The organism is Dethiosulfatarculus sandiegensis (assembly GCF_000931935.2).
GTDB lineage: Bacteria > Desulfobacterota > Desulfarculia > Desulfarculales > Desulfarculaceae > Dethiosulfatarculus > Dethiosulfatarculus sandiegensis.
Map to the genome: position 1 here is coordinate 271708 of NZ_AZAC01000056.1, position 21863 is coordinate 293570.

Sequence of the window (21863 nt, forward strand, 5' to 3'; positions counted from 1 at the left end):
TTAATAAAGCCTATGGTGAGCAGGTGCGGCCAAAATGCGGGCGCGGTTGATTCACCGTATTAAAAACAAGGTGAATATGCAAAAGTGGTGGCATGGGGGAGGCATTTGTTAGAATGTCTGAGTCTGATAGTAAGTTTTGCTCCCCTGGTTAATGGGGGATTTGAACCGCGGGTTTTCCACAAAGCAGGGCCTTTTTTAAAAAAAACGGCCTGTTGGAAGGATGTTATGCCTGATCCCATGGAACCGTTGGCCTCGGCCTCTGTGATACTTTGGCGTCCTGATCCTGCCGGTGAGGCTCTTTTTGAAATATTTTTATTAAAAAGAAGAGGGAAAAGCCGCTTTATGCCGAATTGTTTTGTCTTTCCCGGCGGCAGGGTGGAACCCCACGACGGAGACGATCCCTTTTCGGAAAAAACCCTGTTATGTTGCGCAATCCGGGAACTATGGGAAGAAGCCGGAGTGATTCTGGCCAAAGACCCGGTGGCTGTAACCAGCCTTTCCGATACTGAACTGGGTGAAGTCAGGTCCGGCCTGCAAAAGGGGGGGGCGAGCCTGGATGACGCCCTGAACAGGCTGGGGCTTGCCCCGGGGGTCGGCTTCCTTACGCCTTATGCCCGCTGGATAACCCCGGTGGCTCGCAAACAACGTTATGACACCTTTTTTTATACCGCCCAAATGCCCCAGGGCCAAAAAGCGGTTTCCGATCACCTGGAGACCACTGAGGGAATCTGGATCAGTCCTTTGGAGGCCTTACGGCAAAATGAAAGCGGCGAGGTGAGCCTGGCTCCGCCTCAGGTGCGCATCCTGGGTGAATTGAGTGTGTTCAAGGAACTGACTGAACTGGACATCCCGGCGGTTGAAAGTAAACTGGAGCCGGTTTTACCCTTTTTGTGGACAGATGGATCGACCAGGGTCATTCTGCTGCCTTGGGACCCGGATTATGAAAAGGCCCGGCCGGGGGATCTTGACCGGCTTGGCCTTGGTTGCCCTGCTGATCAGGCCACCAGGCTTTTGCATAGCAAGGGACGCTGGCAGCCCCTGAGAATGGTTGCCTGACAAACTCCGGCCCCTGTTTGCCAGGGGCATGGTAAAAGTAAGTCTTCTGCAAAAACGCTTTTTCAGGCTAAGGCTCCTGAAAGGAGCAGATACGTAATTGGAAGTGCAAGCTCAGAAAAAAGGCGCAGAGCTTAACCCCGGGCGGTTGTTGTTATTGGCCTGCTTGGGGCTTGTTGCCTCCCTGGCCGCCGGATTGATGTTAAGCCTTTTTTGGAATCACCAGGGCTTGGCCGGTGCGCCCCCAAATTGGAGTTGGCCCGGCGCCTGGCCGCATAGGGGAGACCTTAACCGCTTCATGGGGTTTTATCTCTGCGCCCTGGCCTGGCTGCCTTCTCTTGCCATGGTTTTAATGAGCTGGCATTGGCCCCCAAACCCTGAAAGGGGGCTGAGGACCGTAAATCGGGCCCTTTCCCTGGATGCGGCCACCTATTTGGCTTTACCGCTAATTGTGCTCACCCCTCTGGTCTGGAGACAGTTGGGCAACGGTTTTCTGGCCCTGGCCCTGGCTTTTATGGGGCTTTTGGCGGTGAAGTCGGCTATATTGGCCTGGAGCGCCTGGCAAGGTTTTTTAGTCCCCCAAGCTCCCGAACCGGGAGCAAGCCACCGGGCCAGAATGTTGGTTTTTTTCATGGTGGCTCTCATCTGCCTTAGCCTGGCCGCAGCCTGGTCCCAGGAGGTCTCTCCACCGAGCGGACTGGAAGCCCAAAGGCTGGCCGCGGCAGGGGGTGTGGCAGGCGATTTCCCGGCCGCTCCGCCTGAAGCTCAGGGAGCGGTCCTCAAGCGGGGGGTGTATGGCTGGGCGCTCTCCCTTTCCGGCAATCTGGGCGGGCGCTTAAGCGGGGTTTTGTTCTCCGCTTTTTGGGCCGCACTGGCCGTGACTCTGTTGTGGAAGTGGCTTTGCGGGCTGGGTCTGGATCTTTCCGAGACACCGGTGGCTCTGGGAATTTTATTTTTCAGCGTCCCGGTTTTACGGATCAGTCAGCAGGCGGCTCCAGAGGCGCTGAGCCTGTTTTTGATCTGCCTGGCCCTGGTTTTCCGACAACGAATGCTCCATCGTTTCTGGTCTTCCTTGGCCGGGCTTCTCGCCTCTCTGGCCTGCCTGGCCGTTCTGTTGATATTTACCGGCGGCTACCATCCGTTGCCCCAGGGAACGGATTCGGTCTTAAACCGGGTTTTACACAGCACCCCGATTTATCTGCTCTGCGCCCCGGTTTTCCTCCTTGCCCTGGCCGGACTGCCCCAGGCCTTGCGCAGCTACCCCCGGGCGGGACTCGACGCCTTGACCCCCGCTCTTTTGGGCCTGTTCTGGCTGGCTGTTGATCAAGGGGCGAGCGCAGTAAGCAGAGGCCCCATGTTGCTTCTCATGAGCCTTCCTCTTTTGGGATTGGGCCTGGTCTTTTTCTTTCAGGGTTTCAACCGTCCCTGGCTCAGGCTGGTTTTGGGCATGGCCGCTTTTGTCACCCTGGCTTTTTCCTGGCTCAAGACCATGTCCCCCGCCCTGTGGGAGATTGGCCCGGATTTAAGCAGCCCGGTTCTGGCCGCCTTGAATACCCGGCTTGGTCCGGGTTTGTCCGGAGTGCTGCCCTTGCCGTTTATTGATCCTTGGCGTCTTTTGGCGTGGGGCGGGTTGTGGTTTGCCGTGTGTCTTTTGCTGATGCTTGTTTTGGGAAAGAATCACCTGCCGCCCCCCGAAAGGCTTCGAAAGGCCGCCTGGTCCCACAGTGAAGTAATGGCTTTGATGCTTTGCCTGGCAATACTGATCTTGATCACCCTTGTGCTGATCAGATGGCTTTAGCGGAATATCAGGACGATATTTAGCCTTTAATGAACAGGCTGTTTGGGGAAACCCGAAGATGCCGCCGGATTGCGGCCTTTACAAGGTGAAAAATTCAGGCCGCCCGGCAAAACTCCAGGTTTTGCCGGGCGGCATCTTATAAATTCCGGGCATTATCTGCAATCATGGGGGTATCAGGCCTCTTCTCTTTTTTGATCAATATCTCCGGGATACATGACAGCTTCGCGCCCCCTTTCGCCTGTACGGATGCGCACCGCTTCACTCACCGGGTAGATAAAGATCATGCCGTCTCCGGCCCGGCCGGTGCGGGCGGCCTGGGTTATGGCCTCCACTGTTTTGTCCAGGTTGTGTTCACTCAAAATGATGTTTATCTGGATTTTCGGCAAAAGGTCCACCTGGTAGGAGCCCGAACGCCCCACCAGGCTTATGCCCCCCTGCCTTCCCTGACCCCGGATTTCGTAGATGTTGAATCCAATGATGCCGATTTCCGTCAGGGCGGACTTAACTTCGTTAAGCTTGTCCTCGCGGATTATCGCCTCTATCTTGGTAAGCATTTGATTGCCTTTCTTTTTTTAAATAGGGGGCCTTCTCAGGAATAGGCCCTTTCACCATGTTCACTGAGATCAAGCCCTATCTCTTCGGCCAGGCCACTGACCCTGAGCCCCAACCAGGCATCGATTATCCTGGCGAGTATGAATGTCATCGTGGATACATAGGCGATCGTTACTACAACCGAAACGGCCTGGATCAGAAGCTGGGTGGGATTGCCGTAGAATAAACCCGCTGCCTGGTTGATTGCCGGGTCTGCAAAGATGCCTGTGGCCAAGGCCCCCCAAACTCCGGCCATGCCGTGGCAGGCCCAGACGTCCAGGGATTCATCTAGGTTTTTGGATTGTCGGAACTGGATGGAATAATAGCTGACCGGTGCGGCCAGGGCTCCGATCACCAGGGCGCCCAAAGGGGATACAAAACCCGCACCCGGGGTGATGGCCACCAGTCCCACTACTGCTCCGGTGGCTATCCCCATGACACTGGGGCGGTTTTCCCGCCAGCTCAGCACGCCCCAGACCAGTGCCGCCGAGGCGGCCGCAGTGTTGGTGGTGACTAAAGCGTTTGCCGCCAGACCGTCTGCGGCCAGTGAACTGCCCGCATTGAAACCGAACCAGCCCACCCATAAAAGCCCCGCTCCCAGGACCGTGAAGGGTATGTTGTGGGGCTCCATGGTGGTTATGGTGAAACCTTTTCTGGGCCCTATGGCCAGGGCAAAGGCCAGGGCGCTGAAACCGGCGGCTATATGCACCACATTGCCCCCTGCAAAATCCAGGGCTCCCATGGCTCCCATCCAGCCTCCCTTGCCCCAGACCCAATGACACAACGGGTCGTAGACCAGGGTTGTCCACAAAAGGCTGAAAAGTAAAAAGGCGCTGAAGCGGACCCGCTCCACAAAGGCCCCGGTTATCAAGGCCGGAGTGATGACGGCAAACATCATCTGAAAGGAGGCAAAGGCCAGATGGGGAATGGTCTCGGCATAAGGGCCGGGAGTTTTACCCACCAGGTTGAAGCCGACAAAATCGAGGCCGCCGATGATGCCTGCGTGGTCTGCGCCGAAACTCAGACTGTAGCCAATCACAACCCACTGCACCCCGATAAGGGCCATCATGATGAAACTCAGGTTCAGGGTGGAAAGGATGTTTTTTTTGCGCACCATGCCTCCATAGAAAAAAGCCAGGGCAGGGGTCATTAAAAGGACCAGGGCTGTGCTGATCATGATCCAGGCGGTGTCTCCGGGATTGATTTCCGGGGTCATGTTGGCTTTCTCCTTCTGGTGCGTTGTATAAAAAGATGCGGAATCACCCTCTTTTTAAAAAGAAATATTTCCTGCACAAGTCGGGCCATTTGTATTTTTTAAAGATAACTAATTGAAATAAGGTTTAAAAAATACTAAGATTCCAAAAGGCGTCAGGTCTTGTAACGTCAATTCTCGCAGACCTGGCGGATGCTTTTTGAAAGGGACAAAATGGGGGGTTGAATTAAGATATTGTAAATATGTATGAAATCTCTCAAAGGTGAAAAGGTTCCAAAGCGTAACATTTTTTTAAAATCATACCTTTTGGTAGGTTGACTGTTTAGTGAAGCAAAGGGCGCGGACAGGTCTTTTCTTGACGCTCGCCAGACAGGCGGGTATAAAATCTAATCTTTCAGTGGGCCTTTGGTTCCTCCCAGGGCTTCCCCCTCGGGCAATAGGTTCCGGTCAAGAATTTTTCCGCCAAGGCGTCGATATCGGCCTGGGGTGCTTTTTAAGCCGCCTCGGACTGGATCAGGTGGATCTGGAGGTTTAAGGCGTGAGTATTCAGGCGGTTCGCGGCATGAAAGATGTGCTGCCACCCGAAGTATTTAAGTGGCAGAATATGGAAAAGACCGTGCGGGAGATTTTTCGCGCATTTGGTTTTTCCGAGATTAAAATTCCGGTTTTGGAGCGTACAGAGCTTTTTGCCCGTTCCATAGGCGAGACCACGGATATCGTGGAAAAAGAGATGTATACCTTCAGCGACCGCTCAGGTGACTCGCTTACCATGCGTCCCGAGGCCACCGCAGGAGTGTTGCGCGCCTATGTGGAGCATAAGATCCACGCCCAGCCCGGGCCGCACAAGCTGTTTGCCATCGGTCCCATGTTCAGGCATGAAAGGCCCCAAAAAGGCAGGCTGCGCCAGTTTAACCAGATAGACGCCGAAATCCTGGGTGACGAAAGTCCGCTTTTAGATGCGGAACTGATGGTCATGCTGGTCCACATGGTGGAGAGCCTGGGGCTCACCAACGTGGATTTGCATATCAATTCCCTGGGGTGCTCCAAGTGCCGTCCAAAATACCGCCAGGCGCTTATAGACTTTTTTGAGCCCAAAAAGCAGAATCTTTGCGAAGACTGTCTGCGCAGGCTGAATGCGAACCCCTTACGGGTGTTGGACTGCAAGGTGGAAGGCTGTAAGGAACAGGCTGAGGGCGCTCCTGTTATTCTGGATCACATCTGCGACGAATGCGCGGAACATTTCAGTCAGGTGCGCAAGGGCCTGGACAGCGCAGGGGTTTCTTACCAGCTTGATCCCCGCATGGTCAGGGGGCTGGACTACTACGTGCGCACCACCTTTGAGGTGGTCACAGGTGACCTGGGGGCCCAAAACGCAGTGGCCGGCGGCGGCCGCTATGACGGACTGATCGAGGTTCTGGGCGGACCTCCCCAGGGCGGTATCGGCTTTGCCGCGGGTTTGGAGCGGCTGGCCCTCCTGGCCCCTGAACCGGCCGAAAGACCCGGTCCGGCTCTGTTTGTGGCTGCATTGGGTGAAAAACCCCGGGAAGAGGCCTTTAAACTGGTTCAGAATTTAAGGCGCAAGGGTATTTGGGCCGAAATGACCAGCCAGGACAAGAGCCTCAAGGCTCAGATGCGCAGGGCCGGTAAGCTGGATTCGGCCAAGGTGCTTATCCTGGGAGAGAATGAGCTTGAGAAGGGCGAGGCCGTGCTGAAAAATATGCAGGACGGCAGTCAAGAGAATTTGCCCTTTTCCGAAGTGGAAGAAGCCATCGGCTGATCAAAAATATCAGCCCGGCGGGAATATTACATATAACCAGGCCGCTGGCGAGACAAAAAGCGCCTTGCCCTTGATCTGGGGAAAATAAAGTTATTTCGCCGACTGTTGTTCACGACAGTCGGCATCTAAGGACCTTTAGACGCATTGAGCAACCGGCTTTTCGGTTTGCCGGGCGGCAAAGGGCGTTAGGGGAGTTGAAAGCAATTGTCCGAGAAGTTCATTACAGATCTTAAACGGACCCATAGCTGCGGTGAGTTGACCCTGGCCGACGAAGGCAAGACGGTTGTGCTCATGGGCTGGGCCCAGAGGCGCCGGGACCATGGCGGATTGATTTTTGTGGACTTGCGCGACAGGGAAGGACTGACCCAAGTGGTCTTCAACCCTGAGGTGAGCGGTGGAGCTCACAGCGAGGCGCATCAGATCCGCTCCGAGTTCTGCCTGGCGATCAAGGGCCTGGTGCGCCCCCGGCCCGAAGGCATGCTTAACGACAAGCTGAAAACCGGCGGTATAGAAGTCTATGTGGACCAGTTTGAGATATTGAACCCCAGCAAGACTCCTCCTTTTATACTGGAAGAGTGGGTGGACGTCTCCGAGGCGGTGCGGCTGCGGCATCGTTTTCTGGACTTAAGGCGCCCCGAGATGTTCAGGAATCTCAAGATGCGTCACCTGTCCGCCCAGGCTGTCAGGGCATACCTCAATGAAAAGGGTTTCCTGGAGGTGGAGACTCCCGTGCTCACCAAATCCACCCCCGAAGGCGCCAGGGACTTTTTGGTTCCCAGCAGGCTGAACCCCCAGGCCTTCTATGCCCTTCCTCAGTCTCCCCAGCTTTTTAAGCAGCTTTTGATGGTGGCCGGGATTGAACGCTACTACCAGATCGTACGTTGCTTCAGGGACGAAGACCTGCGCGCTGACCGTCAGCCCGAGTTCACCCAGGTGGATATTGAGATGAGCTTTGTGGCCGAAAAAGACGTCATGGAGCTTACCGAGGGCCTGGTGGCCGAGATCGTAAAGACCGCCGTCGGTAAAACCATGAAACGCCCCGTGCCTAGGCTCACCTATGCCGATGCCATGGAGCGCTTTGGCTTAGATGCCCCGGATATGCGTTTTGGCCTTGAAATAAATGACTTGACCGAGATCATGAAGGAGGTTGACTTCAAGGTCTTCCGGCAGGTGGCGGAAAGCGGCGGCAAGGTCAAGGCCATCAACGGCAAGGCCATGGCCAAGCTCAGCAGAAAAGACTTGGATGATCTCACCAGCTTTGTGGCCGACTTCGGCGCCAAGGGCCTGGCCTGGGTGAAGGTCAAGCCCGGCGGCGAATGGCAGTCTCCCATCGCCAAATTCTTCAGTGACGGCGAAAAGGCAAAGATCGCGGAAACCCTTGATGCCGCAGAAGGGGACGTGCTTTTCTTCGGAGCCGATTCCGCAGAGGTTGCCTGCGAATATATGGGCAGGCTCAGGCTGGAGCTGGCCAGACGGTTCGAACTGGCCGACCCCAACGAACTTTGTTTCTGCTGGGTCACGGATTTCCCCCTGGTTGAATACAACCCCGAGGAAAAACGTTTCACCGCCATGCACCACCCCTTTACCGCGCCTCAGGCCGAGGATGTAGAACTTCTGGAGAGCGACCCGGCCAAGGTGAAGGCCAGGGCCTACGACATTGTTCTTAACGGCAGCGAGGTAGGCGGCGGTTCCATCAGAATCAATACGCCGGCCATGCAGTCCAAGGTATTCAATGCCTTGGGCATTGGCGAAGAAGAAGCCCAGGAAAAATTCAGTTTCCTCATGGATGCCCTGACCTACGGAGCCCCGCCTCACGGCGGTGTGGCCCTTGGATTTGACCGCCTGGTAGCGATCCTGGCAGGGGCTGAATCCATCAGGGAGGTCATAGCTTTTCCCAAGACCCAAAAGGGCGGTTGCCCGCTGACCCAGGCTCCCTCAAAAGTTGATATGACTCAACTTCTGGAATTGGGGCTTCGTCTGGACTCAGTGAAATGAGATCGTTTTGTAACGGCTAAACTTGTTGACAGCCTGTACATTACACGTTTAGAATAACTTCATCATGAGGGGTTTTTTTTGCCCTTATGATGCTACCACCTCTGCATATTGAAAACCGTACCGACGTACGATTACAAAGAACAACCTTGACCCAGCTTCATGCGAGGGAAGGAGGATTTTGGGAATGAGGAAACTGGTGAAGATGTTTCCCTGGATCGCGGTAGTGGTCGCGCTGGGGATGCTGAGCGGATGTGCCGCCATTTGCGGTGTGGATGAGGAAAAACCCGCACCGGCGCCGCCGCCTCCTCCCAAGCAGTGGAAGGCCAAACCTGCACCGGTGACCGACAAGCCTGCTCCTCCGCCGGCTTTGCCGACCACCTACACCGTGGAGAAGTGCGACGACCTGTACACTATCTCCGCCAAACCCCAGATCTATAACGATCCTTGGCTGTGGCCGCTTCTGTGGGACGCCAACAAGGATAAAATTCAGGATCCCAACAAGATCAAAGAGGGAACCGTCTTGACCATCCAACGTGGTGTAGATGATCAAGCCAAGGCAGATGCCCGTGATCGCGCCAAGAAGTTCCCGAAATACATCCCGCCGGCAGGAGCCAAGCGCTACTGCCCGCCGAAGTAGTTTAGACCGCCTGATCCGGCCCCCGGTCATTGGCGGGGGCTGGCGGATCTTAGACAGCCAGCAAGAAGGGGGCACCATATGGTGCCTCCTTCTTGCTTTTTTTTTATTGGCAAGGAAGTTTTATATCGACTTCATTTAGCGCATCAAATCCCTTTTCGGGGAAAGGCGGATTCCGTTGCAAACAGCTTGCAACGGAAACGTGTATTTAAACATTTTTTAGCACCGTTTGGAGGTTCCACATGGCCAAGTGGAATGCACGCAGAAGGCTTTTAGATCACACTCATGGAGTGCATGTCACGCAGTTAACTGAAACTAAAGAGCCAAATTTAATGCGAGAGGTGTTTCCCTACACCGATGTATGCCGCATTGATTTCGACTATAAGGTGCAACCGCTGGACCCGCCGGACGAGATGCTGATCACCGACACCACCTTCCGAGACGGTCAACAGGCCAGGCCGCCCTACAAGGCGGAGCAGATCGTAGCCATCTACGATCTCATGCATCGCCTGTCCGGCCCCAAAGGCATAATCCGCCAGTCGGAGTTTTTCCTTTACAGCGAAAAAGACCGTGAGGCGGTGCGTAAATGTCAGGAATTGGGGCACCGTTTTCCCGAGATAACCGGGTGGGTCAGGGCTAACAAAGATGAACTTAAGGTCGTAAAGGAGTTGAATCTCAAGGAAACCGGGATTCTCACCTCAGTAAGCGACTACCATATATTTCTCAAATTGGGCCTGGACCGGAAAAAAGCTTTGGATAAATATCTGGGCGTGGTTAAAGACGCCCTGGATATGGGCATTCGGCCAAGGTGCCATTTTGAGGATATAACCAGGGCGGATATCTACGGCTTTGTGGTGCCGTTTGGCCGGGAATTGGCCAAATTGCGTGAAGAATCAGGGGTGGATATCAAAATTCGCCTTTGCGACACCATGGGTTATGGGGTCACTTATCCCGGAAGCGCCTTGCCCAGGAGCGTCCCCAAATTGGTCAGGGCCATTATCGAAGATGCCTCTTGCCCGGGCATGCTTATGGAATGGCACGGGCACAATGATTTCTACAAGGTGCTGATCAATGCCACCACAGCCTGGCTCTATGGCTGCGGAGCTGCCAACGGAACCCTTTTGGGCTTTGGCGAGCGCACCGGCAATACGCCTCTGGAAGCCCTGGTCATGGAATATATAAGCCTTAAGGGCAAAGACGACGGTATGGACCCCAAGGTGATCACTGAGATAGCCGATTATTTCACGAATGCAATAGGTTATCATATTCCTCCGGCAACGCCGTTTGTAGGCCGCGATTTCAACTCCACCTCTGCGGGGATCCACGCGGACGGGTTAATGAAGAACCCGGAGATTTATAACATTTTTGACACCGAGGCAGTGTTGGACAGGCCCTATAGCATAGCCATAACCGATAAATCCGGCCTGGCCGGAGTCGTGCACTGGCTGAATCAGCGCCTCAAGCTGAAAGACGATGCCAAGGTGGACAAGCGCCACCCGGGAGTTCAACGAATCTACAACTGGGTCAAACAGCAATATGAAGACGGCAGGTTGACCACCATAGGAAACGCCGAGATGGAAGTGGTGTCTCGGAAACATCTTCCGCAGATGTTTGTCAGCGAGTTTGACCGCCTGAAGAAGCATGCCATCGCCCTGGCCCATTCAATTGGTAAAGACCTCATTGAACGTGAAGAACTCAAGACAATGGCCCCTGCCATGGTCGAGCCCCTTCTGGAGGATTACCTGGAAGCCAACCCCTTTATTCAGTTTATGTACATGGTCAATGACCAGGGCTACATGGTGACCAAAAACATCACTCACATAACGGACCGGGCTAAATACGGCCGTGCCAGCCTGGATGTGGACTATAGTGACCGGGACTGGTTTATCCAACCGATGAAAGACGGTAAGGTATATGTATCTGATTTCTATACCAGCCGTTTCACCAATGCCCTATGCATCACGGTGAGCGGGCCGGTGCGTAATACGGACGACAGAATCGTGGGGATTCTGGGGGCCGATATTCGACTTGAGGAGCTTCTGAAAATGGAGGCCAAGGAGGCCAATGGAGGGAACTCCTGAAACCGGTGAAGAGACTTGACAACCTTGTCCCGGCGTTCTATCCTTCCGAAGCTGAATTGGTTTTAAGTAACTGGGTATTGTCTACAATTAACTCCCCCCTCTCGGGTTTGCCTTCCTTTTTCAGGCACCGAGCAAATCATGGGGAAGGCGTAAACAGGAGGAATATTTTGGCAGAAATCAAAGCTCCCATGGGCGGCAAGGTAATTAAAGTTTCCGTCGAAGTTGGCGCAAAGATTGCCGAAGACGACGAAGTGGCAGTGCTCGAAGCCATGAAAATGGAAATGCCCATTCTCTCCGAAGATGAAGGCACCGTGGCCGAGATCAAAGTTGAAGCCGGCCAGGCTGTCGAAGCAGAGCAGGTATTGGTCGTCCTCAATTAGTTCCTTGTCTCTGGCGTAAACAGGCTAATGTAAGTTACCGGCTTGTCCGGTTCCCGTTAAAAAGGGGGCCGGACAAGCCGTTTTTTATGCCGATCCTTTCTCAAGGGGAAGGCGTCTGGTTTTTTAAAAGAGATCGCTGCTTGGGAAACTACCTGTTTTAGTTCCATAATGATAATTAATACCTGTTTTTCGCTATGTTATGATCACCTTTGGTCAATACCGGCCGACTCAGTATTCAACTTTTCTATTTTATACTGGCACATGCCCAGGTAAAATCCCCATAATACTGATATTCGAATCTTTGACAATCAAAGCAACGCAAATGATCTAAGGATGACAAATGACCCCACAACCATCTAAGACCAGCGCAAAACTTGAAGAACTGGACCGCAGAAACGAAGAAGCCAAACTCGGCGGCGGCCAGGACCGTATCGATAAACAACACGCTAAAGGCAAAATGACCGCCAGAGAGCGTATCCTAGCCTTGTTGGACAAAGGTTCCTTTCAGGAGCTGGATCGTTTTGTGGTTCACGACTGCACTGAATTCGGCATGGACAAGCAAAAGATCAAAGGCGACGGCGTGGTCACCGGCCACGGCACCATAGACGGTCGTACGGTCTTTGTTTTCAGCCAGGATTTCACTGTCTTCGGCGGCTCTCTCTCCGGGGCTTACGGCCGTAAAATCTGCAAGGTCATGGACCTGGCGGTCAAGGCCGGCGCTCCCATCATCGGGCTGAATGACTCGGGCGGAGCCCGCATCCAGGAGGGAGTGGTTTCCTTGGGGTCATATGGAGAGATATTTAAGCGTAATGTGCAATCGTCCGGAGTGGTTCCCCAGATCAGCGCCATCATGGGACCCTGCGCCGGCGGTGCGGTTTATTCTCCGGCCATTACCGACTTTATCTTCATGGTGGACCAGACCAGCTATATGCATATAACCGGTCCCCAGGTGATCAAGACCGTCACCGGTGAAGAAGTCACCAGCGAGAGTCTTGGCGGCGCCTCGGTGCACAACAAAATCAGCGGCGTGGCCCAGTTTATGGCCAAGACAGACCAGGAGTGCCTAGACGACATTCGTAAGCTGCTCTCCTATCTCCCGCAGAGTTGGGAGGAAAAGCCGCCGGAAAGTCATTCCACCGACTCTCCGGACCGTATCTGCGAAGAACTTAAAACCATTATTCCCGATAATCCCAAATCCCCCTACAATATGAAAAAACTGGTTAAAAGCGTGGTCGACACCGACAGCTTTTTCGAGGTGCAGCCCCACTTTGCCAAAAACATGCTCACCGGTTTTGCCCGCCTCAGGGGGATGAGTGTGGGTGTTGTAGCCAATAACCCAATGTTCATGGCCGGTTGCCTGGATATTGACGCTTCTCGCAAATGCGCCAGGTTTGTGCGCTTCTGCGATTCCTTTAATATTCCGGTCATAACCTTTGTGGATGTGCCCGGCTTCCTGCCCGGCGTGCAACAGGAATACGGCGGCATCATCTGCCACGGCTCCAAGGTTATCTACGCCTATTGCGAAGCCACAGTGCCCCTGATCACCGTGATCACCAGAAAGGCCTATGGCGGAGCTTATGACGTGATGGGCTCCAAACACCACGGCGCGGATGTCAACTTTGCCTTCCCCACCGCTGAAATTGCGGTTATGGGCCCCGAGGGGGCGGTTAATATCGTCTTCCGCAAGGAGTTGGCCGAGGCCGAGGATAAAAAGGCCGCCTACGACGACCTGGTGCAGGAATACCGCTCCCGTATAGCCAGCCCCTACCGGGCTGCGGAACTTGGTTACATTGACGAGATCATCAGGCCCGAAGATACCAGGACCAAGATCATAAGCGCGCTTTTGGCTATTCGGAATAAAAAAACCTTCCGCCCCGTGCGACGCCACGGAAATGTTCCCATGTGAGGCAGTTTGCTATGAGTTCCAGTCCAGAGATCAAAAAGAGTCTGGAGGCTTGGCAAGCCAAAGTGGATCAGATGCTTGCCAAGCGTCCGGAGCGACAGGTAAGTTTCGCAACTATCAGCGGGCAGCCCCTTGAGAGGGTATATCTACCTGAAGAAGTTGATGAAAACTATATGCACAAGTTGGGTCTTCCCGGTGAATATCCCTACACCAGGGGAGTCCAGCCCACCATGTACCGGGGGCGTTTCTGGACCATGCGCCAGTACGCCGGTTTTGCCACGGCCAAGGAGAGCAACACCCGTTACCGCTATCTTTTGGACCAGGGGCAAACCGGCTTGAGTGTGGCCTTCGACCTGCCGACTCAGATCGGCTATGACGCCGACGATGCCCTGGCCATGGGCGAGGTGGGCAAGGTCGGAGTCAGTGTGAGCTCACTGGCCGATATGGAGATCCTCTTTGACCAAATCCCCCTGGACAAGGTTTCCACCTCCATGACCATCAATGCCCCGGCTTCGGTGCTTTTGGCCATGTATATCGCAGTGGGTGAGAAACAAGGGGTCAAGCCCGCTCAGCTCAGGGGCACCATTCAAAACGATATTCTTAAGGAGTATTCCAGCCGGGGAACCTATATTTTCCCGCCAAGGCCTTCCATGCGCATAATTACGGATATTTTTGGCTACTGCGCCTCGGATGTGCCGAACTGGAACACCATCAGCATCAGCGGTTATCACATCCGCGAGGCCGGTTCCACGGCTATCCAGGAAGTTGCCTTTACCTTGAGCAACGGCCTTGCCTATGTAAAGGCAGCGGTTGACGCCGGTTTGGATGTGGATCAGTTTGCCCCGCGTTTGAGCTTTTTCTTTAACGCCCATTCCGACTTCCTTGAGGAAGTCGCCAAGTATCGGGCGGCCAGGCGAGTCTGGGCCAGGTTGATGAAAGAGCGTTTCGGCGCCAAAAACAAAAAGAGCATGATGATAAGGTTCCACACCCAGACGGCTGGTTGCAGCTTGACTGCCCAGCAGCCCAAAAACAACATCATGCGGGTTGCCTACCAGGCCTTGAGCGCAGTGCTAGGCGGAACCCAGAGCCTGCACACCAACTCCATGGACGAGGCTTTGAGCCTGCCGACCACCGAGAGTGTGACTATTGCCCTGCGCACCCAACAGGTCATCGCCTATGAAACCGGTGTGGCCAACACCGTCGATCCCCTGGCCGGTTCCTACTATGTGGAGCATTTGACCGACGAGATCGAAAAGAAGGCGCTTGAGTACATAGAGCAGATCGACGAAATGGGCGGCAGCGTTGAGGCGATCGAGCGCGGTTATGTGCAGCGCGAGATTCAGGATGCGGCCTACGCCTATCAGAAAGCCGTGGAAAGCGGTGAGCGTGTGGTGGTTGGTGTGAACAAGTTTGTCTCCGACGAGGCCCCGCCGGCTGATTTGCTTAAGGTTGATCCCAAAGTGGGCGAAGCCCAGGCCATGGCCCTGGCCAAACTTCGTTCCGAAAGGGATAATCAGGCTGTGGATCAGAGATTGGCCGAATTAAGGGAAGCGGCCAAGGGAACTTCCAACCTGATGCCGTATATCCTGGATTCGGTCAGGGTCTACGCCACCTTGGGAGAAATCTGCAACACACTGCGCGATGTTTACGGAGAATATCAGGCGCCTAAAACCATCTAGATCTAAAGGTTTAAGCGTTTTTTGGGTTTTACCCACGTAAGTGGAGAAAAATATGCGAAAGATAAGGGTTCTTGCCGCCAAACCCGGTTTGGACGGACACGATCGGGGCATAAAGGTCATAGCGGCCGCCTTGCGTGACGCCGGGATGGAGGTTATCTACACTGGTCTGAGGCAGACTCCGGAGCAAATCGTCACTGCGGCTCTTGAGGAAGATGTGGATGTTATTGCCTTAAGTGTGCTCTCAGGCGCCCATGATTACCTTTTCCCCAGGGTCATGGACCTGGTTCGGGAAAAGAATATGGAAGACGTGCTGGTGATCGGCGGCGGCATTATTCCAGATGAAGATATTCCCGGCTTGCTGGACTGCGGAATCGCCGCTGTATTCGGGCCCGGAACTTCAACCAGTAAAATTGTTGAGTATATTCAGGAAAAAGTAAAGTAACCTCAAAGGCTTACAGCTGAGTATAAACCCGGGGCCGGAATATTCATCCGGCCCCGGGTTTATGGTTGAATTGAATAAGCAAGGCCCCATTGTCAGGGTGGGGAATTTTTGCTTGCTAATGCCTGGGTTTGCTCTATACTTAAGCTCCGAACTCTCCGGTGGAGAGTTTTCTCGGATTTGGAGACGACTGCCGGGTTTTAGTTGCTTGGGGGCTTGTTAAAGATACTTTTCCCAGGTAGCCTTTGGTTGATTGTATCTGGATCAGAGAAAGTGAGCGGGCATAACTCAGCTGGTAGAGTACGAGCTTCCCAAGCTTGAAGTCGCGGGTTCGAACCCCGTTGCCCGCTCCATACTTCCTTGTTGACCGAATCCGTCCGGGCTGCCCGTCTTGATGATAAAGAAGGGCTGGCCGGGATAAGTCCCTTTTTGAGGGGGTTGTCTAAAACCATCCTCCGGTTTTTGGCAGCTTGCTTTGATTAGTGGACCGATCTAATCTGACTGGCTTGGTTTAGCCGCTGACCAGCGCGGGATAGGAAGTAAACGGTCCACGGCCCCCTTATGGATGGCCAAGGGCCTAAACGTGTTTGTCGGCACCATAACCATTATGGAGTTTTGATATTGACATTTGGAGATAATCCACTTGAGAACGGCGGACTTAAGCAGCGTTTGACTACGCTGTTGGAGCCGGTGGTCCGTTCCGAGGGGTTGGTTTTAGTGGAATTAGCCTTTTCCGGAGATGGAAAAGGTCAGATTCTGAGGTTGTTTGTCGACCGCCCCGAAGGTGGTGTCACGATTGACGAATGCGCTTTGTTGAGCCGTCAGATTTCAGACCTGCTTGATGTGGAAGACCCCATAGTCGGCAAATACAGCCTTGAGGTCAGCTCGCCGGGGCTGACCCGCGCCCTTAAAACACCTGTTGAGTTTCAGGTCTTCGCCGGTAGAGCAGCCAAAATGACAGTCAGAGATGACGACGGTCGCACCAAGACCGTAAAGGGCGTGCTCAAAGGGATGCAGGAAGGCGATGTATTGATAGAGGTTCAGGGGAAGATTCGCGCTTTTTCCATTGAACAAGTGGCCAAGGCAAAATTGGACCTGAATGGTTAAGTGAAGATATGACTAAAGCACAAAACCGCGAATCATTGGCATTTCTGCCGGTTTTTGACACCCTGCCAAAGGGGAGTTTACTATGAGCGAATTGAAGAGGATGATCGACCTGGTGGCCCGGGAAAAAGGCCTGGATCGTGAGATCCTCATCGCAACCCTTGAAGAGGCTATGCGATCGGCGGCTCGTCGTATGCTCGGCAGTAAAGTCGAGGTTGACGTGGCCTACAATGACGAACTCGGAGAGGTTGAAGTCTTTGAGTTTAAAGAGGTTGTGGACGAGTTGACTGATCCTGACGTTCAGGTTTCCCTGGAGCAAGCCCTGAGCCTTGACCCTGAATGTCAACCCGGCGATGAACTGGGTGTAAAAGTGGAGACCGCCGACTTCGGCCGTATCGCCGCCCAGAGCGCCAAACAGGTGATAATCCAGCGCATGAAAGATGCGGAGAGGGATGTCATCTATGAAGATTTTAAAGACCGCAAGTCCGAGATTATAAACGGTATTGTGCAGCGGTTTGATAAAGGGGCCATCATTGTCAACCTGGGCCGGACCGAAGCGGTGCTGCCGCATAAGGAGCAGGTTCCCAGGGAAGGTTACCGCCCCGGAGAGCGGATCCGCGCCTATGTGCTTGATGTCAGGCGCATCAGCAGAGGTCCCCAGATAATATTGTCTCGAACCCACCCCGGCTTTATTCAGGCTTTGTTTGAGCTGGAGGTGCCCGAGATTTCCGAAGGTATCGTGGAGGTCAAGGGCGTGGCCCGTGAGGCCGGAAGCCGCACCAAAATAGGAGTCTCCTCTCAGGACAGGGATGTTGATCCGGTGGGTGCCTGTGTGGGTATGAAGGGCTCCAGGGTGCAGGCTGTGGTGCAGGAACTCAGGGGGGAGAAAATCGATATTATCGCCTGGGACATGGACCCGGCCAAGTACGTGGTCAATGCTTTGGCCCCGGCTGAAATTTCCAGGGTCATTGTGGATGAAGTCCAGCAGTGCATGGAAGTTATTGTGGCCGATGAGATGCTCTCCTTGGCCATCGGCAGAAGAGGGCAGAACGTCCGCCTGGCCAGCAAGCTCACCGGCTGGCGCATTGATGTGAAGAGCGAGTCCAAATACAGTGAATCCCTTAGGGACGGCTATCGGTCATTGCTCGACGTTGTCGGTGTGGGCGATGTTGGGGCCGATACTTTATTCCAGGCTGGTTTTGGTTCGGCAGAGGCTTTGGCCGATGTTGATATCGACGAGCTGGCCGCTTTGCCCGGAATTGACCGGGAAAGGGCCGAATCACTGGTGGCGGATGCCAAACTCTACCTCGAGGAACAGAGAAAATCAGGTAAGTCTTCGGTAGGCGTTGTAATAAAGCCGGCCGAGACTATGAGCCTGGAAAATGCTTTTACTCCCAAGCCTCAAGCTCCTGTAGAGGATGAATCCGAAGAGGCGGTTGACCCGGCAGAGGAATCTGTTGAAAATTCGGATGAAGAAAACGCTTCTTTGGATGAAGCCGCCCCTCAAGAGGAAAAAGCTCCTCAAGACTAGGGATGTGCGGATTTTAATGGTTATCGGTAAGGGGCTGTTGCTTTTTGACCCGAGTTGATAAAAAAAAACCCTTGCGCACCTGTATAGCCTGTGGTTTGAAAGCTCCGCAGGATGAGTTGCTGAGGTTGGCTTTGGTCAAGGGGGAAGTTCGGCCCGATCCGGCGCGCCGTCTGAACGGACGCGGGGCCTATATCTGTAAGAAGAAGGAATGTGTTGAACATTTGGCACGATATGGCAAAAAAAAGCGGGTGTTTCGAAGTCGTTTAGACGAAAATGCCTGGGTCGGACTTATAGAGATCCTGACCTCAAAGGCTGTGTCTGTGCCGTCTGATATTTCGAGAGGAGCCTGATGCCCAATTTGCGGGTTTATGAACTGGCCAAAGAACTCAAGGTTGATGCCAAGGAACTGGCTAAGAAGCTTGAGGACATGGACTTCGATGTCCGCAACCATATGAGTGTCCTGAGTGAGGAAGAAGCTCAAAAGGCACGGGAAAGCCTCATGAATAGTAAGTCGGAAGTGGTTGAAGAAAAAAGAATTACCGGCAGGGTTATCAGACGCCGTCGTAAGAGGGTTAAATCCGAGGAAACCCGGGCCGAACAGCCTGAAAAGGCCTTAAAGGCCGAAAAAGAACAGGTTGAATTAAAGGAAACGGCTAAGCCCGCACCGGAGACAGCACCTTTGCCTGAAACAGTTAAAGTACAGCCGGCGGCTGAGAAAAAGCCCCAGCCTGAGAAGAAAAAAGCTGAGCCAGCTGCCAAGATTGTGGCCAAGCCCGAGGCCAAAAAGGCCGAGCCCGCCGCCAAGGTGGTGGCCAAGCCCGAGGCCAAAAAGGCCGAGCCCGTTGCCAAGGTGGTGGCCAAGCCCGAGGCCCAAAAAGCCGAGCCCGCTGCCAAGGTGGTGGCCAAGCCCGAGGCCAAAAAGGCCGAGCCCGCTGCCAAGGAAGCGGCCAAGCCCGAGGCCCAAAAAGCCGAGCCCGCTGCCAAGGAAGCGGCCAAGCCCGAGGCCAAAAAGGACGAGCCCGTTGCCAAGGAAGCGGCCAAGCCCGAGGCTAAAAAAGCCGAGCCCGCTGCCAAGGAAGCGGCCAAGCCCGAGGTGAAAAAGGACGAGCCCGTTGCCAAGGAAGCGGCCAAGCCCGAGGCTAAAAAGGCCGAGCCCGCTGCCAAGGAAGCGGCCAAGCCCGAGGCCCAAAAAGCCGAGCCCGCTGCCAAGGAAGCGGCCAAGCCCGAGGCTAAAAAAACTGCAGATAAGCCCAAAAAGGCACCGCCTCAGGCAGAAGCGCAAAAGACCGAGGCAAAAGCTCAGCCAAAGGCTGCTAAATCAAAGGGAAAGGCGCAACCCGCCGAACGCAAGGGCAAAAAGGCAGCTTCAGAACCCAAGGCCAAGCAGGAAAAAGAATCGAAAAAAGCACAGGCTAAACCTCGTCGAGGTAAGTTCGATACTCCTGCCAAGATTATCAGTCTGCCTAAAACACCCGTGGCCCCCACCGCCCCTGCGGGAGGAGGAAGGCCGGGTGCACCCAAAAAGGGAGAAGGGTTTACACCAGGCGGCGTCAAGCCCGGAGCCCGACCCGGTCCCCGACCCGGCGCCAAACCGGGTCGACCCGGGGTAAGCGATATACCCAATGCCATACCTCCCGTGGATCGCGGAGGAGAGCAAAGGCAGAGGCCCAAGCGCAAAAAAGGTAAAAAGGGAGGGGCTTCCATCCCGGATGATGATTACCTGATGCGCAAAACCGCCAGCCGTCGCAAGGAGATTCTGGACCGGGCCGACCTTTATGACAGCCGTTCCAGGGGCAAGAAGCGCGGCGGACAGGCGCCTAAGCGAACCAAAAAGACCGAGATTACCACGCCCAAGGCCATTAAACGCCGCATCAAGGTGGGTGACACCATCATTGTGGGCGAACTTGGAAAGCGCATGGGCATTAAGGCCGCCGATTTGGTGGGCCGTTTAATGAAGCTCGGCATGATGGTCACGGTGAACCAGTCCCTGGATGTGGAAGACGCCACTATTGTAGCCAACGAATTGGGCTTTGAGGTGGAACGCACCGCTTTTCAGGAACAGGGAGTTCTGGAGCAAACGGCTGATAAGCCCGAAGATCTCAAACCCAGACCCCCGGTTGTCACGATCATGGGCCACGTTGACCATGGTAAGACCTCGCTTTTGGATAAAATCCGGGAAGCCAATGTAACGGCCGGTGAAGCCGGCGGTATCACGCAGCATATCGGCGCCTATGATGTGCATCTTAAGAGCGGCGGCCATGTGGTCTTTGTGGACACCCCGGGTCACGAGGCCTTTACCGAGATGCGGGCCAGGGGAGCCAAGGTCACCGACCTGGTGGTTCTGGTGGTTGCGGCCGACGATGGTGTCATGGATCAGACCCGTGAGGCCATCAACCACAGTCGCGCCGCCAAGGTGCCGATTATGGTGGCCATAAACAAGATAGATAAACCCGGAGCCGATCCGGACCGGGTGATGCGGGAATTGGCCGATCTGAACCTCATTGCCGAGGATTGGGGTGGCGATACCATTTCGGTCAAGGTTTCAGCCAAGACAGGTGAAGGCGTTTCCGATCTTTTGGAGATGCTGGACCTGCAGGCCGAGATTCTGGAGATAAAGGCCAACCCGGACAAACCGGCCAAGGGCCACGTGCTTGAGGCACGACTGGATAAAGGTCGGGGCCCGGTGGCCACCGTTTTGGTCCAGGAGGGAACCCTGCGTACAGGTGACGCCATAATTTGCGGCAACCACCATGGCAAACTTCGGGCCATGCTTGATGATATGGGTCAGCGTATTGATTTTGCCGGACCTTCCATCCCGGTGGAGGTTCAGGGCCTGAGCGGCGTGCCTGAGGCAGGCGACGACTTCCAGGTGCTGAAAGACGAAAAAACAGCCAAGCAGGTCTCCGATTATCGGACCATGAAAAAACGCGAGGCCGAATTGAGTGCCCAGACCAGGCTGAGCCTGGAGAGCTTCCTGACCAAGATGAAGGAACAGGATGTCAAGGAACTCAATTTGGTGGTCAAGGCTGACGTGCATGGCTCCATGGAAGCCCTGGTCGATGCGCTGGGCAAGCTCGGGAACGAAGAGGTGAAGGTCAACGTAATCCACGCGGCCACCGGAGCTATTACCGAGACCGACGTTATGCTGGCCGCAGCTTCAGAGGCGATCATCATAGGATTTAACGTGAGGCCCACCGGCAAGGTGACAACCACCGCCGACAATGAGAATGTCGAGATTCGCACCTATGACGTGATCTACCAGATAGTGGAAGACGTCACCGCGGCCTTGACCGGTATGCTGGCCCCCACCCTGGTGGAAGAAGTTCTGGGCCGGGTCGAGGTCAGGGACACCTTCAGCGTGCCGAAGATCGGAACTGTGGCGGGCTGCTATGTTACCGATGGTAAGGTGCAGCGTAACGCCGGTGTCCGCCTGATCAGGGACGGTGTTGTGGTTACCAAGACCAAAATTTCCAGCCTGCGCCGCTTTAAGGACGACGCCAAGGAAGTGGCCCAGGGCTTTGAGTGCGGTATCGGTCTGGAGAGATACAACGATATAAAGATCGGCGACACCATGGAGGTCTTCGAGATCAAGGAAGTGGCCGGTAAACTCTGATCCGCCGGGTGAATCTGGGCCTGGCCGCCAAACCGGATGCGGTTTTTTAAATTACGGCCTAGAGGTCGAACC

16 protein-coding genes and 1 tRNA gene are annotated in these 21863 nt (G+C 54.5%); 15 read left to right on the plus strand and 2 right to left on the minus strand.

Going from position 1 to position 21863, the window contains the following annotated elements; all coding sequences use genetic code 11:
- Nucleotides 1–225 precede the first annotated feature (225 nt).
- Together X474_RS22225 and X474_RS22230 are read left to right on the plus strand one after the other, a co-directional pair.
- The gene (locus X474_RS22225) at nucleotides 226–1056 is read left to right on the plus strand and encodes an NUDIX hydrolase (RefSeq protein WP_156360886.1); all 831 of its coding nucleotides are present in this window, start codon (nucleotides 226–228) and stop codon (nucleotides 1054–1056) included.
- 97 nt (nucleotides 1057–1153) lie between these two features.
- Nucleotides 1154–2851, plus strand: a complete 1698-nt coding sequence (locus tag X474_RS22230) for a hypothetical protein (RefSeq protein ID WP_044352065.1) — start codon at nucleotides 1154–1156, stop codon at nucleotides 2849–2851.
- Nucleotides 2852–3024: 173 nt separating this feature from the next.
- Here X474_RS22230 and X474_RS22235 read toward each other — a convergent pair whose 3' ends face one another.
- Together X474_RS22235 and X474_RS22240 are read right to left on the minus strand one after the other, a co-directional pair.
- Nucleotides 3025–3405, minus strand: coding sequence for a P-II family nitrogen regulator (locus tag X474_RS22235; protein WP_044352066.1), 381 nt, complete (start codon nucleotides 3403–3405; stop codon nucleotides 3025–3027).
- 35 nt (nucleotides 3406–3440) lie between these two features.
- On the minus strand, nucleotides 3441–4658 hold the full coding sequence (locus tag X474_RS22240; protein WP_156360887.1) for an ammonium transporter: 1218 nt from the start codon (nucleotides 4656–4658) through the stop codon (nucleotides 3441–3443).
- A gap of 535 nt (nucleotides 4659–5193) precedes the next feature.
- Here X474_RS22240 and hisS point away from each other — a divergent pair.
- From hisS to infB, 13 genes are all read left to right on the plus strand, one after another.
- Nucleotides 5194–6432, plus strand: coding sequence for a histidine--tRNA ligase (gene hisS, locus X474_RS22250; protein ID WP_082464570.1), 1239 nt, complete (start codon nucleotides 5194–5196; stop codon nucleotides 6430–6432).
- Nucleotides 6433–6636: 204 nt separating this feature from the next.
- Nucleotides 6637–8427, plus strand: coding sequence for an aspartate--tRNA ligase (gene aspS, locus X474_RS22255; protein ID WP_044352070.1), 1791 nt, complete (start codon nucleotides 6637–6639; stop codon nucleotides 8425–8427).
- 184 nt (nucleotides 8428–8611) lie between these two features.
- Nucleotides 8612–9064, plus strand: a complete 453-nt coding sequence (locus X474_RS22260) for a LysM peptidoglycan-binding domain-containing protein (protein ID WP_052515514.1) — start codon at nucleotides 8612–8614, stop codon at nucleotides 9062–9064.
- Nucleotides 9065–9303: 239 nt separating this feature from the next.
- A complete protein-coding gene (locus X474_RS22265) occupies nucleotides 9304–11142 on the plus strand; it encodes a triose-phosphate isomerase (protein WP_082464571.1) in 1839 nt (612 codons plus the stop codon).
- A gap of 167 nt (nucleotides 11143–11309) precedes the next feature.
- Nucleotides 11310–11522: an acyl-CoA carboxylase biotin carboxyl carrier protein subunit gene (locus X474_RS22270; RefSeq protein WP_044352071.1), complete on the plus strand. Its 213-nt coding sequence runs from the start codon at nucleotides 11310–11312 to the stop codon at nucleotides 11520–11522.
- Nucleotides 11523–11862: 340 nt separating this feature from the next.
- Nucleotides 11863–13428, plus strand: a complete 1566-nt coding sequence (locus X474_RS22275; protein ID WP_044352073.1) for an acyl-CoA carboxylase subunit beta — start codon at nucleotides 11863–11865, stop codon at nucleotides 13426–13428.
- 11 nt (nucleotides 13429–13439) lie between these two features.
- The gene (locus tag X474_RS22280) at nucleotides 13440–15104 is read left to right on the plus strand and encodes an acyl-CoA mutase large subunit family protein (protein ID WP_044352075.1); all 1665 of its coding nucleotides are present in this window, start codon (nucleotides 13440–13442) and stop codon (nucleotides 15102–15104) included.
- 52 nt (nucleotides 15105–15156) lie between these two features.
- Complete coding sequence (locus X474_RS22285) at nucleotides 15157–15546, plus strand: cobalamin B12-binding domain-containing protein (protein ID WP_044352077.1); 390 nt, start codon at nucleotides 15157–15159, stop codon at nucleotides 15544–15546.
- Between the two features lie 274 nt (nucleotides 15547–15820).
- Nucleotides 15821–15896: transfer RNA gene (locus X474_RS22290), tRNA-Gly, on the plus strand.
- A 268-nt stretch (nucleotides 15897–16164) separates the two neighbouring features.
- Nucleotides 16165–16650, plus strand: coding sequence for a ribosome maturation factor RimP (rimP, locus tag X474_RS22295; protein WP_044352078.1), 486 nt, complete (start codon nucleotides 16165–16167; stop codon nucleotides 16648–16650).
- Between the two features lie 82 nt (nucleotides 16651–16732).
- Nucleotides 16733–18178, plus strand: coding sequence for a transcription termination factor NusA (gene nusA, locus X474_RS22300; RefSeq protein WP_044352079.1), 1446 nt, complete (start codon nucleotides 16733–16735; stop codon nucleotides 18176–18178).
- A 44-nt stretch (nucleotides 18179–18222) separates the two neighbouring features.
- The gene (locus tag X474_RS22305) at nucleotides 18223–18528 is read left to right on the plus strand and encodes a YlxR family protein (protein ID WP_052515515.1); all 306 of its coding nucleotides are present in this window, start codon (nucleotides 18223–18225) and stop codon (nucleotides 18526–18528) included.
- Entirely contained in the window at nucleotides 18528–21791 is a 3264-nt protein-coding gene (gene infB / locus X474_RS22310; protein ID WP_044352081.1) for a translation initiation factor IF-2, read from the plus strand. Before X474_RS22305 ends, infB begins: the two co-directional genes overlap by 1 nt.
- Nucleotides 21792–21863: the final 72 nt, after the last annotated feature.